The sequence below is a fragment of the Bacillus sp. 1NLA3E genome, assembly GCF_000242895.2.
Lineage (GTDB): Bacteria > Bacillota > Bacilli > Bacillales > Cytobacillaceae > Bacillus_BU.
Window position 1 is genome coordinate 2,529,693 of record NC_021171.1, and the last position, 14,505, is coordinate 2,544,197.

Genomic DNA, 14,505 nt, shown 5'->3' on the forward strand with positions numbered 1-14,505 from the left:
TCTTCTCACCTATTATTTTACCATAGCTTGTGCTTTCACTCTGATTTTGTTATTTCAATTTGATAAGTTAACCTGTTAATCTACTTGATAATTTTGATTGTTAAACAATAAAAAAAGATGTCACACTGCATCCATTTCGGGATGTAACCTTGACACCTCTACAATTAAAACTTATACGAAATGATTTTATATTATTACCATTTTTTTAGCTTGCCGATTTATTTATGAATTTGTCTAATCTGATTGGCTAAATAGCTTGGACTGAAAGGTGTACCTTCCTCTAACCACCATGATATTATACCAAAGGTTGAGGATGCAATGATCTGATTGGGTACCTTGTGCAACCGCCCATTCTCTTTTCTATGTTCATCCCAAAATTCGGTGATTTCTAACAAAAGATTAAACACTCTATTGCGGAAATCCTTATTCTCCAGCATCACTTTGTAGAGCCCAGCCTTCCGATAAAAATGGTCCAGAAATAGGTCAAGACGGTTCTGGGGTCTTGGAGATTCTATCTTAAGCTGATTTTCCTCGGACAAGGTTTTCATTGTCTTATTTAACTCATCAAGATTTTCCTTAATCATTTGTTCCATCAAATCATCAATATCTTGATAATGCAAATAAAAAGTTGCCCGATTTAATTCGGCGCGATTGGCAATTTCCTGTACCGTTAATTTACTCTTATCACTGTTTTCTTGAATTAATGAAATAAGTGCTTCTACAAACATTCGTTTCGTCCGTTTAATTCGCGGATCCACCTTTTCCTTATTAGACACTTTATCACCCCTTCGTCTATTATCTTCTTCTTAATCAACATCTAATTAAAAACCGTCAATTAGTTTACACTTTATACAATATTGTGGATGGCTATTATTATATCTCCTATGTTAGTATTTATTGACACAATATCAACTTATAGACACTCTGTCAATTATGGTCATAAAGTGAAAGGAATGTGAAATAGACTATGGATCAACCTGAACAACAAATAAAAAAGGGAGTCCTTCTCTTTGTTCTCCTCTTAGGCTCATTTTTATCGGTATTAAATCAAACGATATTAAATGTTGTTTTACCAGACTTAATGAAGGAATTTACGGTAGAAGCAACAACAGTCCAATGGTTGTCAACTGGCTTCATGCTCGTAAACGGAATTTTAGTCCCAGTGACAGCCTTTTTGATGAAGCGTTTTAGCACACGGCAGCTTTTCATCAGTTCAATGTTATTGCTTTTAATTGGTACCTTCATTAATGCCATTGCCCCGAGTTTTCCTATTCTATTGACAGGCCGTTTGATACAAGCTGCAGGAGCCGGAATTATCATGCCTTTACTAATGATGGTTGTTCTTATGGTATTTCCTACAGAAGGCCGCGGAACAGCAATGGGAATGATTGGCCTTGTTATGATATTCGCACCTGCGATTGGCCCAACCTTAGCAGGGCTCGTGATCGAATTTTATTCTTGGCGCTGGATTTTTATTGGCATGTTTCCACTAGTTGCAATCGTCATTGCTTTATCGCTTAAATACCTTGTAAATGTATCTGAAACATCTAAGGCAAAGCTCGATATCACCAGCATCCTTCTTTCTACCTTAGGATTCGGCGGGCTACTTTATGGCTTTAGCAGTGCAGGTAATCACGGTTGGGGAAGCGCATTCGTGCTGTCTTATTTAAGCGGCGGTCTAGTTTTACTCGTACTGTTTATTTGGCGTCAGCTTCATTCATCTGACCCATTGCTAAATCTTGTCGTATTCAAAGAAAAAATGTTCACCGTGACAGCCATCATGAATACTTTATTGACGATGATCATGTATGCAGATATGATTCTGCTGCCCATTTACTTACAGGCAAGCCGTGGATTTTCCGTTCTTGACACTGGCTTATTATTGTTGCCAGGTGCTTTATTAAATGCGGTCATGTCCCCAGTTTCAGGCCGGTTGTTTGATAAATTCGGGGCAAAGCCGCTTGCTCTAATTGGTTTAATCTTAACCATTGCGGCCATCTGGGGCGTGACCGATTTGACCGAAACCACCTCTTATAGCTATTTGATGATCCGAACCATCGTCTTGCGCATGGGTCTTTCTCTATTAACAATGCCAATCACGACAGCAGGACTGAATGCTCTTCCTAGACAACTCAATGCCCATGGTTCAGCTGTTACGAACACCGTTCGTCAGGTTGCCGGAGCGATTGGTACAGCTTTAGTCGTCACTATTATGACAACAAGCAGTACCAACTATGCTACAAAGTTAATACAATCGGGCGACGTCATGTCCAAGGCCCAGCTAATGAAGGAGTCATCCATCCATGGCGCAAGTGAAGCTTATATGTTTATTGCCATTTTAGGAATCCTAACCTTCATTGTGACGCTCTTTATGCCGAGTAAAAAAGTGTTAACTCAGCTGAACAATAAAAAAGCTAAAAAAATAAGCTATAGCAGTACAAAAGAGGATCATTAAAAAACTATTAAAAAATCCAGCTTTGAAGAATACTCAAGGCTGGGTTTTTTAATATTTAATACTTTTTGGAATGAATTCGATTATTTTGCATTTTCATCAGGTAACATCAATCCAATCAATGAAATATCCTACGATTTTTAAATCTTTGAAAAATTTATTCGCTAGTAAAAAAGTGATATTACTAATTTCTTAAGCTTAGAGAATTCGTTTATCATTAATCCTTCTTGATTTATGTTGTAATAATTTGTCAGTATGTTCGTCTCATGATCTGTCCTATCTACTAATATTATATAAAGACGATACTAGTTAAAAAATAAATTTTAAGGAAGTGCTGAAATATGAGGAAGTCTACCATTATTACCTTGTTCATTATTTTTGGACTGGTTCTTTTAGCAATAATAAGCTCCTTATTTGTATTCACCCCAACTAAATAGGAGAATATGGCAATAGCAAGGGATTACCAAAAAAAAGCTTGTTTTCTGCCACTTATGTTTATTTTACTCCGCCAAAAACAGCAAGTTCCATCCACTTAAAGTAACAATCAGAATGCTGGAAGCCAATTTCTCTAAGCCAATTAACCTGAATATCAACCCTTTCGAGTATATTATCTTCTTTATCGGGTCGGTTGTAATATTCAGTAGCTACTGCTGCCCTGTCTCTTTTATTATGAAAAGCAAGATGATCGATAAAGAGCTCATCATGTAATTTTTCGATTGCAGGAGTAGCCGAAGCTGTATGCTCAATATTGATAAAAATCCCGCCATCTACTAAAACATCATGTATCTCCCGATAAAGTGCCTTTTTCTTTTCGTGTGTAAGATGGTGAATCGCAAAACCAGAAACAATGCAATCTATCGAATTAGGTTCAACATATTTTAATATAGAATGACTAAAATCGCCCTGTATGATCTCACAACGATTACTGTAATCACTCATATACTCACGTGCCACTTGTATCATGGGTTCGGAATGATCTATTAACAAAGCAGAAGCCTCTGGATAAGCTTTAAGCAAAATTTCGGCTAAAAACCCGTTTCCACACCCCAAATCCATTACTCTTTTTGGGTTAGGAGTAAAATGATTGATTAGCTGAAGCGTCATTTTAACTTGCTCTACTCCGAAAGGAATTCCTCCCCGAACTTGTTCCAAATAATGTTGTGTAACATCTTGTCTTTGCCAGTTTGTTGTTGTCATTTTTCTCCCCCTTAATAAATGAAAAAAATAAAAAAGCCTATCATCTCCTATAAGAGACGAAGGCTTAACCTGCGTGGTACCACTCTTTTTGATTTGTTTACAATGACAAACAAATCCACTTTACAACCGATTACGGAAGTCAACCGTTAAGACCTAATGAATGATCAGCCTTACCACTTATGGGCGAGTTGGGGATTTTATCGACTGTCTTTCACCAACCGACAGCTCTCTAAACAATAAATGATTCCTTAATACTCCCAATCAAGGTGTTTGCCTAATTTTGAATTTTCTCTATTTTATTATTTGTTACTACATCAGTCAACCTGCTTTTTCCATTTATTAAGTCGTAAAAGTTTGTTGTTAGGGCGTGTTAGGCTCGAGTTTATTTAATGACAAGCAAAGGTTCTTTAATGTGTAAAGTCTAGCCGAAACGATAAATAAATCATTGTAGTTATTTTTTACGTACTCATCAATAATATTGATCCCTTGTTTAAATCTATCAACTAATAAATAAGTGTACTTTTCATCCCATTCAAACTTATTAATTCTCAGAAGTTCATCTGCTATTATTTGAAACTTAAACTCCTCAATCCAAAGTTTTATTTGATAAAATTTATCTGTATTTAAACCAATACTGTTGCTATTTTTATGACTTTTACCAACATATTTTATAAAATCATGAATATTTTTAGCCAACATTTTTGCTTTTTCCATCTCGAAGTTCATTTCATCATCTCCTTAATGTTAAAATCTACACATCACTAAGAAGATTGTATGTTTTAACACGTTATAATGACACCAACCATTGCATAACTTCAAAACCTTTAAAAAACTACATCATTTTCAATTTTTCCCCTATAGGTAAATCCTAGCCAATAAATACCCTGGGACCATTACGTAAAACATAACCATATTTAAGAGGGGAACGGTTCATAAGGTTTTCGATCGCCTCTTAGATATTTACCAAACCTAAAAAGTTTTGTTTTTTTTCCCGTCCTCCTGCTCGCCATAGGTATAATCAAAAATAACACGAGTGCAACAACAAAAGAGGAACAGTGACGCCGTATAACAATTATCGATATCAATGGAACTAAAAATAGATGATCCCTAATAGGAATCATCTTCAAGCTACTTAACACTTATTTTCATTTTATAAAAGCCAAAACTATGCACTCATACCCATAATAGCTCCAGTAAAAAATGGAATAATCCAAATCACCCAAACAAGTATACTTAGTTTATGAAAATGTAGCTTAGCATCTCTTTTGTTTGCAATGATCACAATTGATGCCCAAACAACATGAAATAACATTAAAAAAATCGCAAGTACTCCGGTAATTCCATGTAAATTGAATACAAAGCCACTTTCATTGATACTCATCAACGTTGTTCCGATGGTATCAAACAAAAGCCCTAACCAAAAAATTAATAAGTGCCATTTTTTCAGGGTGCCCTGCTTTTTTTCACTCCAAACGCCAATCGTGTAAAATACAAAAGCCAAATTTATCGTAATGATTGCATAAGGAAGCACAGTGTATTTCTCCTCTCATTCTGTATATGCTTTCGATCTGTATGTATATTATTTTCGGTGATTAATTGTAAATCCAAATTAAATTTATCTTAAATTTTTCTTAATTTATTTATGGTACAGAAACGGTCAGATGGAAAAACCATATCCATAATGTCAATAACGATCACATGTTTATTCCATATCTAAAAACCGATGTTCCTCGAATCTTGATCCAACCACAAAGGTCCTACCTTAAAAATCAAAGAATAGATTTCAAAAAACAGTTGTTTTTTTATGCCAAACGGACAACATGTCCGTTTATAACCTAGCTTAGCTAAGACCAATCTTTCGGAGCAATTTAATAAACATTTTTTTATGTAAATTCACGTTTTACGATTGGAAACGCAACCCTTCTTTTTTCCTCTATTTTTTAAACAAAATTAATTTCTAAGAGTCTTACTTCCATCTCATCTTCAGGAATCGGCATTATTGCCAGAATTTCCCCTTAATCACAAACAATGGTGATGGGACTAAATTAGATTTCTTAGTTGTTATAGTAGAAAAGTTTTAGCCGAAGGATTATGCTTAAAAAGTATATCTAATATCTCGCTATAAAAATACGAAAAAACCAAGAATTAGGATATAAGCTCACGATAATATAAAGGAGTGAATGGATATATCTAGTAAAATAGTTGTTATTACAGGCGCGAATAGTGGACTTGGACTTGAAACGGCCAAATATTTTGTAAGCACGGGAAATCTAGTGGTCATGGCCGTGAGAGATGTAAATAAAGGAGAAATTTCAAAGAAAGAGTTACTAGGGTTATTTCCTGACGGGAAAATAGATGTTCTTTATCTAGATTTAGCAAAATTAAAAAGCGTTTATCAGTTTGCAGAAGCATTTTCCCAAAAATACAATTCAATAGATTTATTGATTAATAATGCTGGAGTTATGATTCCACCATTTTCACGAACGGAGGAAGGATTTGAACTTCAATTCGGCTGCAATCATTTAGGACATTTTGCCTTAACAGGTTTATTGCTCCCTTTATTAGAAAAAGGAGAGCACCCTCGTGTCGTTACCCTAAGTTCCATCGCCCATCGAAATGGAGTGATTGATTTTAATAATTTGGATGGTTCAAAAGGCTATAAAGCAATGAAGTTTTATAGCCAAAGTAAGTTAGCAAACCTTTTATTTGCCAAAGAGCTAGATGAACGTTTAAAGCGGAATGGCTATAAAACAATAAGCTTAGCTGCACATCCAGGGATATCGGCTACCAATCTTTTTAGAATTGGAAAAGAAAAAGCACCTTGGTATATTAAGCCAATAATTAAACTGATTGCGCAACCGGCTGAAAAAGGAGCATTACCTACTATAATGGCAGCAACAGACCCAAAATTAGTAGGTAGCGAATATATAGGCCCGGATGGTGCTGGAAATCGTAAAGGGAACCCGACAATCGAAACACCTCTCCCAAAAGTCTATAACAAAGAAACAATGCAGAAGTTATGGGATGTTTCGGAGCAATCCACCTCAGTTAAATTTAATCTTTAATAGAAAAAATGGAGTTGCAGCTATACACTAAAGAGCCTAATCTTTTAAAGGATTAGGCTCTATTATCACACCCAAATTTAGACCCTTAGCGAACCAAGGAACCCTCTGGTAGCATAGTAGGATTCTGCTCCATTGTGGTACACAAAGACAGTGTCGTAGCGACGATCACAAAAGATGGCCCCACCGAGTTTTAGCATCTTACATACTTGCGTTTAAATCCAAGCTTTCCTCTATCAAGTTCTCTCTGAATATTTTCGGAAACACGGACGATAGTGCTTTTTTTATTGTCCCGTTTGATTTCAACTGGGCCTACTGCCTTAGCGGTTTCGACCGCCTTATCATGGAGTGGCAAATATGAAATCGCAACCGTGTAGATAAAATTGGTCATAGCGGATTTCGTCCGGTCTGGAGATTCGTGAATCGTTTCTTTAACCTGGTCAAGCATATTGGCTAACTTACTTTCGGAAAATTCAACGTCAGGGCGATTACCCAAAAGCCAGCAGTAGCAACTCCAGCCTGCAGACATTCTAAGTTCTTCACCGCTTGCAATCCATTTATCAGCAACAGCTTGTGCAATATCGGTTTCTGCCAAAGTCACTGACACGACAAAATCGGACAGCATATAAAAATATGCTCCATCGATCCAACGCTCAAAATCCGCTTCAGTCATTGCCTTTGGGTCGGCAATGATTCCGGCAAAGTACATGGCATCGTAGTTACCGGTAGCGTAAAGCTGCTCAGCTAAGGGTTGATTTTTCTTTATTTTCTTAGCAATCGGCTTCATTTTCCCTGTAGCCACACCAAAAATTGGCTCATGTGCGCCATTGCTTATATATATCTTTTTATTTCGTTCACTGCCGAGTGCTTCTAGTTCCTGCATAACTGTTTCGAAATCCATCTTTTTACACATCCTTCGCATTTATACCCTTTTCATCGTAACATCAAGTTAATTTGCTTAATCGAGCGAATAACTATGGGATTAGAAACTCATGTTTGTCTAATAACCGTTATTAGCAGCCAAAAGTTCATGATTTCACCCTAAAACATACCATTCTGGTTAGGAGAATTTTCAGGTATGGATTGACCTATATCCCACAATTCTACAATTCGGTCATCCTTGAAGAGGAAAATATGGACCACAGCCACTCCAAAATCCCCGGGATTCTGTTTCACATGGGAGTGAACAGCAACAACCTCTCCCTCTTCAATAGCATGCTGGACAACAAGAATCTTGTCAGGGTTCTTAGCTGCATTCTCTTCCATCGCTAGCATGAGCGAATCTGCATCGCCAGGAAAAAATGGATTGTGGTGACGAAAGTTAGGACCTACATGATTCTGATAGGCTTTTCGAACTTCCCCCGCTGCTACAAGTTCTAGAAACGATATTGCTTGATCTTTAAGAGTATAAGATGATGTATATTTCTGTTCCGAATCCATCTCAATCATCCTTCCATTTGAGTAGCTAATATAATTAAAATAAAGGAATCTTTAAAAATACTTTGGGTTCCCTCAGCATACTTGGTACTCCTTAGGATACCTTAACCACAATAGGTTTAATTTATATTTATTTTATTTATTTCTTTTACAATGGCTGTTGCTGGTTTTGACTCCTCATTCATTTCACCATTGATTAAGGCGGAAATTTTATCACCTTTTTTATATTCCCCTGAGGACAATCCTCTTAAATATATAAGTCTTACATTATAACCCTCGATTAATTCACTTATTGGTGTATCTTTTATTAGCTGATAAAAGAAAGCCGTCATATCCTGGGCCACTAATATTTCATTTTCCTTTATATCCAGAACATACCCCTGAATTTCTTCTGAATTCGTACCCTTACTATTCTCTGAAGACTTGATGATAAACTGGGCTATGTCCATCATCTTCTTCCCTTCTTCGCTGTCATTACATGCATCCCAGTTATATTCTCGACTCGCTCCATTTATTCTAACTTTTAAATTGTATTTCATCTTATCTTTTTCTTTGCAGCGATTCTCTAATGACTGCTCATCTAAATAATTAGCTAATACTAGTCTTTTATATATTTCCTGTTTAATAGAAGAAGATAAATCAAAATCACTTATACCTCTTGTTTCGTCTTTGCTTAAAACCTTTGTTAATTTTTTATCTATTGTATTGATTTCATTTTCTAAGTCTTTTCCATACTTTAACTGGATTTCAAACAAATCTTGCTGTTTCATGTCATATCCAACAAATAAGATTTCATCCACACCTAACTCATTCCCCTGACATTCAGAGGCGACATAAGAGACATTTGTCGGATTAACCTCTTTATACAATTTTTTGCAAGAATAGGTTGTGATGCTTCCGCTACCAAACTGATCCGCGGTTGTATCATGTTTAACCGTTATTGTTTTTCCGTCGTAAGTTAAATCCTTAATGATCGGGTCGCCTTCAATTGTATAGTGAACCACTCTTAACTTTGAGTTTATCTTTTTGGTAAAATCCTCAAAAAATTGATCCATCCTTTCAAGTCCTTCAATGCTTCCGTGTTTATTTATGACTTCACCATTTTCGGCAACTGTATTTTCCGCATTTTCATTTCCATTTCCCCTAGAAACGGGCTCATTTTTTTCGTTTTGACAACCTATAAGTAAAGAGTAAATCACAATCATCATTAAACTTTGTTTTAGGATTTTCATACATTAACCTCTTTCAGATGTTATGTTAGAAAATATTTATTTCTAGTCTCTGTTTTTATATTGATCACTTATTAATTCAACAAACTAGTTCTTTGTCCTTCTTTGCAAATAGAGTAACTTTGCCTTTTGGAAAATAAGAATAATGTTGCGTATCCAACTACATTGCCTTCTTGCGTCAATAAAAACGCCACCAAAAATGGCAGCATGGTCTTCGGGTAAAGTTGAAAGGTGCCATTTTCGGACGAATAGGTTAATTTCATAAATTGCGACTCCAACCTCTAGCTAAAATACTTTTTTTAAAAAAATTACAGAAAAAACACCATTCATTTGAATGGTGCTTCACAAATAAGACACTCTATTTCCCACAACACTTTTTGTATTTTTTCCCACTGCCGCATGGACAGGGATCATTCCGGCCAATTTTTGGTTCGCTCTTAATTGGAGGAGTATAGAAATAGCCTTTTTGTTGGCTTTCATTTCTAAAATGCATTTCTGTTTCCATTGCTGCTTGTCGCCAAAGCTCCAAGTCAGGGTGGGGCAAACCTAATATAGAATAGTAACCATATACCGTTTGCTCGATTTCTATCATGCTCGAGAAATACTCTTTATTCATATGGCCGCTAATTTCAGGGATCGCCGCTTCTGAGAGTTGATGACACAACGCTTCAAAAAGCAAATCTTGATCTTCTAGTTCTCCAGCTTCATGATAGGCATCCCGTAAAACTTGAACAGCAAGTTCCGATTTAGTATTTTCCACAATAGATGAAGCAAAAATAATGGAATCCTCTTTCATTAAATATGGTTCAACTGCTTTCACCACTTCATCTGTTTGAAATCCAATCAAAGCTGCAGAGACTTCTTCCAAAAGGATATCATCATCCCGATCTAATAAGCTCGCAAGTACTGGGATATACTTGTCTATTTTTAATAAACCAATCATATAAACCGTCAAGGTACCATTAAATGAAAACCATTCTTCTTTGAGCTCCTCTTGAAGAATAATATCGATTTCGTCCTCTGTAATCCAGCCATTTTGAACAATACAGGCTGCCAATCTTTTGGCTTTTATGTATATTTCGTGCTGGTAAGAATCTGCTCGTTCTAGAGATTCTAATGACTTTCCATATTCTGTGTATACTTCGTCTTCTGTACCGTTTACGGTAAGCTCATATATTGGCCACATATCCTTATTAATATAAGCTGCCAACGTCTCCCTATGTTTAAGAGCCAGTTCAGGGTCAATTCCATCAAATAAACTTAGCGCTAAATGTATATTAGTCTTATCCATCTGTGGGATATTTTCACTGATTACAGTAACGGCCTCTTCACTAAGCGGTTGGTTACTAATGTAAATAAGAATGGACGGTTGCTTTTCTTCGTTTAGAAAAGCTTCTTTCAAAAGCTGAACTGTCCATTCCTCCGGTAGGAACGGATAATCGTGGATGGCATGGAGCACTGTTTCTTGAATTAAAAAGTCCTTGCTAGTAAGATGTGGTTTGATTTTCTCTAAAAATGACATGTTGAGCGTCCTTCCTTCGATTATTGATGCTTATTTATTAACTTAATGATTAACCAAAATGTTTCCCGTTCAAATAATAAGCCGTTTCAGGAAATACAGTAAAGGCCACTTCCACCTCTGGAATGTCCAACGAATGTATATGTTTTGTGATGATGTTGGCAAATTGATCTTGAATTTCTTGTCCACGATCAAACCATTTCACTTCGATAAATGGGAATGAGGATACTTCAATTTCATTAAAAATAAAAATAGACTGTGGTACTTCCAAACTGAAATTTATCAACTTCACATTCGCAAAGTTTGGCCAGCTCAACGACTAAACCAGAACTAATTGATTTTACTTGATTAACCGATATCCCTTTGAAAATTAACTGAGGCATTATTTGCTCCTCCTGGTTTCTATTGGTTTTACTTAAATTCGTGCCATAAACTATCATATGTTTTTATTGGCCTGTAGAACAAGTCAAGTTTGCACTTATCCCCGCAGAGTACCAACTGTTCGAGATTTTCCTTAGCTGTCCTCTGCTCCACTCAATATCCCCAACCACTTTAAGTTTTCCTTCTGTTTGGATCAATGACAAAAGATAGGAATCTCAATATAACATCTTTCATTACAGGGGAATCACGCCCAAACAAAAGGTGACTGCACTATCCTATTTTTTGGATTGTTCCAGTCGAATTTCAGAATTCCTTGTCCATTGTCCACTCCCTTGCTAGAGGAGTTAGAACAATTATTTACCATTCAATTACTTTCCAACTAATTCTGTAAAAATAAGTTCCAGCTTTCCATCCTGATTTGTAACTTCAACCACTTCATCCCCAAAAAGATAAGGTGTGTCATAGCGATCTTGCTTTTTAATCTTAGTGTAATTGTTATTTGCGGTCAGGACAGGAAAAACCACGTTCGTTTTCTTTAATAGATTCTGAGAAACCTCTATTTCCACCATCAAGATTACCTGTTTTTCCGAGATGGCAAAAAATAGTTTACCAATTTCCTTATTATTTTCATCAATAATTTTTACTTGTTGAAGGATAGAAATTAGACAGGTAACGAAGTCATTGATTTTCTCATTCGTTAATTCTATCAGATGAAAATCTGCCATAATTTTATTAAAACCATTTCTAATTTCCTTAAAAGGAAAAACATCATGGATCCGTAAAGCTGCTTTTGTTTGACCAATGCTGGTAAACTTCCTTCTGGTCTCGAATATGTAATCAGTAATTAAACCCTGATATTGCTCTCGCTTTGTAGCCATTTCCCCCAGCTCATGGATGGAAGGTATATCTTTGTAGTACTTTTTGATTAAAACCAAAAATGACAAAACATCCTTTTCATCAAAGGTGCTGTTATTAAATTTTCTACCGTAATAACTGATTAGTGATTTTTCTTTCATATCCATTAGAGTTGGCTCCTAGAAGAATTATTTAAATCATCTATTTTTGTTAAAATTATTTCAATTTGGGTTACACTTGGATGGTGCCTGGCACTTTTTTAGTTGCTGACTTGGAATAGAAAAATGAATGAATTGCACTGAAACAACTGCACATACTATAGTCAGGGACTTGTAGCTCAATGCTTAGAGCAACTAGCAGTTACAACGTAAACTGTTATGTATTTTGTGGGTTGGAATCCCATCAAGTCCCATTATAAAAAGATAAGGAGCAGTGGCCTCGAGTAATGAGGTCACTGCTTCTTATCTGTTCTGATATTGCCCCTGCCAAGGAATTTCATTTTATCACATTTCCGAGCTAACTTCCCCTATTAGTTTAACTTAATCGTTCATTCGTTAATTGGATAAATTCCACTGCATCGCTTTCCATTAATTTTATCCCAGCCTCCCAAAAACCCGGTTTCGTGAGGTCCACTCCTAAATGTTTCATGGCTAAATCTTCTACCTTCATCGAACCCGTGTCACGCAGTAAAGCAATATATTTCCTTTCGAATCCTTCTGGATTTTTAAGGGATTCAGCATAGATTCCTAAGCTGAATAAAAAGCCAAATGTATATGGGAAATTGTAAAATGGTACGTCATCGATAAAGAAGTGTAATTTGCTGCACCAGAAATGAGGATGGTAACTGGACAAGCTATCACAATACGCTTCTTTCTGGGCATTAACCATTAACTCGTTCAATCTTTGCTCCGACACAATCCCTTTTGAACGTTCTTCATATAACTTATCTTCAAAGAGGAAACGGGCATGTATATTTAAAAACATAGCAACTGCATTGCCCATTTTGGCATTTAATAGCGTGATTTTTTCTTCTTTCGTTTTTGCTTTGGCTACGGTTGCATTACCGATAATGGTCTCTGCAAAGGTACTCGCCGTTTCGGCAACATTCATCGCATATCTGCGGTTTAATGTAGGTAAATCCCTCATTACATGACTATGAAAAGCATGACCTAATTCATGAGCTAAGGTACTGGCATCAGACGGAGAACCAGTAAATGTCATAAAAATTCGTGATTCCTCAAATTCAGGAAGTCCGGTACAATAACCGCCTGGTCGCTTATTTGGACGATCCTCCGCCTCCACCCAGCGATTCTCTAAGGCATGTTTGGCAAAGGCTGATATTTCAGCTCCAAAAGTGGCAAAGTTTTCAATGATAAAATCACAGGCTTCATCATAGGTAAAACTCGGTGGCTCCATTTCTCCAAACGCAACAGGAGCGTCGACATCCTGCCAGCCTAATTTTTCCATTCCCAGAATTTTTGCCTTTTGATTTAAAAAATCAATGAAAGGTTGTTTACGGTTAGCGACCGCTGTCCACATCGCATCGAGCGTTTCTTTAGACATACGGTTATACTCTAATGGCTCCTCAAGGTAGTGTTCCCGGCTGTGAGCTTTTTGCAGCGTAAGCCGGTAGCCATCTAAATGATTCAACGTATCAGCAAAAATAGGTGCAAATTTGGTCCAGGCTGCTTCCCAATTCTCAAAAAGCTGTTTTCTGACCTCAGGGTCGGGATCTGCATACATCCGGTTCATCGCCTGACCAACAGAATAGTCCGTTGTATTTCCCTCTTTATCTGAAAATGGGATCGTCATAATCGATACCGTGGTACCATATAATCGACTCCAGGCCGTTAGACCATCTTTATTTAACTCTGTAAGGATTTTCTCTTCTTCCTCCGATAACAGTCGTTTCCCTTTATCACGTATTTCATTTAAGGAAAAGGAAATTCCTTGTAATTCGTGATCTTGTAATAGCTTTTGCCAGTCTTCATCAGCAACTGCAACCAGTTTTTTGGTAAATGTAGTAGAGAGTTTTTCCACCTCACCTGACAAGTCCATAACTTGACCCATTACAACATTCGCATGTTCATCATTCATGTAGGCATCATGATACATATGTACAAAGGTTCCCGCTTGACCTAAACCTTTTCCAACCGTTTCTTGTTTCGCTAAAATAGCCTTTAATGGTTCCGCAGACTTGGATGCTTCAAAGTTCCACTCCTGAATTAAGGTTTGATATTCTTGGATTTCCTGCTGAATAGTTTGTAATTTTGTTTGTAATTCCGGTGATTTCGTACCTCCGGGGAAAATGGCATCTAAATCCCAAGTATCTTGATATTTCATTTAGTGGTGGGCTCCTTTCATCTTCAGATA

At 36.6% G+C, this 14,505-nt stretch carries 12 protein-coding genes, 3 pseudogenes and 1 other annotated feature; of the genes and pseudogenes, 3 read left to right on the forward strand and 12 right to left on the reverse strand.

The genetic code is table 11. The features are described from left to right. Positions 1-218 precede the first annotated feature (218 nt). A complete protein-coding gene (locus tag B1NLA3E_RS12005; protein ID WP_015594106.1) occupies positions 219-776 on the reverse strand; it encodes a TetR/AcrR family transcriptional regulator in 558 nt (185 codons plus the stop codon). 191 nt (positions 777-967) lie between these two features. Here B1NLA3E_RS12005 and B1NLA3E_RS12010 point away from each other — a divergent pair, with 191 nt between their 5' ends. Further along, positions 968-2,455: a DHA2 family efflux MFS transporter permease subunit gene (locus tag B1NLA3E_RS12010; RefSeq protein ID WP_015594107.1), complete on the forward strand. Its 1,488-nt coding sequence runs from the start codon at positions 968-970 to the stop codon at positions 2,453-2,455. A gap of 492 nt (positions 2,456-2,947) precedes the next feature. Here the strand turns inward: B1NLA3E_RS12010 and B1NLA3E_RS12015 are convergent, their stop codons facing one another. The 3 genes from B1NLA3E_RS12015 to B1NLA3E_RS12025 all read right to left on the reverse strand — a co-directional run bounded on the left by B1NLA3E_RS12015 (position 2,948) and on the right by B1NLA3E_RS12025 (position 5,180). Continuing rightward, entirely contained in the window at positions 2,948-3,649 is a 702-nt protein-coding gene (locus tag B1NLA3E_RS12015; protein ID WP_015594108.1) for a class I SAM-dependent methyltransferase, read from the reverse strand. A 49-nt stretch (positions 3,650-3,698) separates the two neighbouring features. Continuing rightward, positions 3,699-3,923, reverse strand: a binding site (T-box leader). Positions 3,924-4,009: 86 nt separating this feature from the next. Beyond that, positions 4,010-4,375: a hypothetical protein gene (locus tag B1NLA3E_RS12020; protein WP_015594109.1), complete on the reverse strand. Its 366-nt coding sequence runs from the start codon at positions 4,373-4,375 to the stop codon at positions 4,010-4,012. 439 nt (positions 4,376-4,814) lie between these two features. Then, the gene (locus tag B1NLA3E_RS12025) at positions 4,815-5,180 is read right to left on the reverse strand and encodes an HsmA family protein (RefSeq protein ID WP_015594110.1); all 366 of its coding nucleotides are present in this window, start codon (positions 5,178-5,180) and stop codon (positions 4,815-4,817) included. Between the two features lie 649 nt (positions 5,181-5,829). Here B1NLA3E_RS12025 and B1NLA3E_RS12030 point away from each other — a divergent pair. Further along, positions 5,830-6,714: an oxidoreductase gene (locus tag B1NLA3E_RS12030; RefSeq protein ID WP_015594111.1), complete on the forward strand. Its 885-nt coding sequence runs from the start codon at positions 5,830-5,832 to the stop codon at positions 6,712-6,714. Between the two features lie 77 nt (positions 6,715-6,791). Here B1NLA3E_RS12030 and B1NLA3E_RS23965 read toward each other — a convergent pair. From B1NLA3E_RS23965 to B1NLA3E_RS12065, 7 genes and pseudogenes are all read right to left on the reverse strand, one after another. Continuing rightward, positions 6,792-6,905: pseudogene (locus B1NLA3E_RS23965) on the reverse strand (DUF4256 domain-containing protein); the annotation flags it as partial. Then, positions 6,905-7,612, reverse strand: coding sequence for a DNA alkylation repair protein (locus B1NLA3E_RS12035; protein WP_015594112.1), 708 nt, complete (start codon positions 7,610-7,612; stop codon positions 6,905-6,907). The pseudogene B1NLA3E_RS23965 and the gene B1NLA3E_RS12035, both read right to left, overlap by 1 nt. 140 nt (positions 7,613-7,752) lie before the next feature. Beyond that, positions 7,753-8,160, reverse strand: coding sequence for a nuclear transport factor 2 family protein (locus B1NLA3E_RS12040; protein ID WP_015594113.1), 408 nt, complete (start codon positions 8,158-8,160; stop codon positions 7,753-7,755). A 107-nt stretch (positions 8,161-8,267) separates the two neighbouring features. Next, complete coding sequence (locus B1NLA3E_RS12045) at positions 8,268-9,380, reverse strand: DUF4362 domain-containing protein (protein ID WP_015594114.1); 1,113 nt, start codon at positions 9,378-9,380, stop codon at positions 8,268-8,270. Positions 9,381-9,735: 355 nt separating this feature from the next. After that, positions 9,736-10,899: a YecA family protein gene (locus B1NLA3E_RS25900; RefSeq protein ID WP_015594115.1), complete on the reverse strand. Its 1,164-nt coding sequence runs from the start codon at positions 10,897-10,899 to the stop codon at positions 9,736-9,738. 49 nt (positions 10,900-10,948) lie between these two features. After that, positions 10,949-11,279 (reverse strand): annotated as a pseudogene (locus tag B1NLA3E_RS12060) (DUF1904 family protein). Between the two features lie 366 nt (positions 11,280-11,645). After that, positions 11,646-12,299: a hypothetical protein gene (locus tag B1NLA3E_RS12065; protein ID WP_015594117.1), complete on the reverse strand. Its 654-nt coding sequence runs from the start codon at positions 12,297-12,299 to the stop codon at positions 11,646-11,648. Between the two features lie 159 nt (positions 12,300-12,458). Here B1NLA3E_RS12065 and B1NLA3E_RS25065 point away from each other — a divergent pair. Then, positions 12,459-12,543, forward strand: a pseudogene (locus tag B1NLA3E_RS25065). 123 nt (positions 12,544-12,666) lie between these two features. Here the strand turns inward: B1NLA3E_RS25065 and B1NLA3E_RS12070 are convergent. After that, on the reverse strand, positions 12,667-14,475 hold the full coding sequence (locus B1NLA3E_RS12070) for a M3 family oligoendopeptidase (RefSeq protein WP_015594118.1): 1,809 nt from the start codon (positions 14,473-14,475) through the stop codon (positions 12,667-12,669). Between the last annotated feature and the right edge of the window lie 30 nt (positions 14,476-14,505).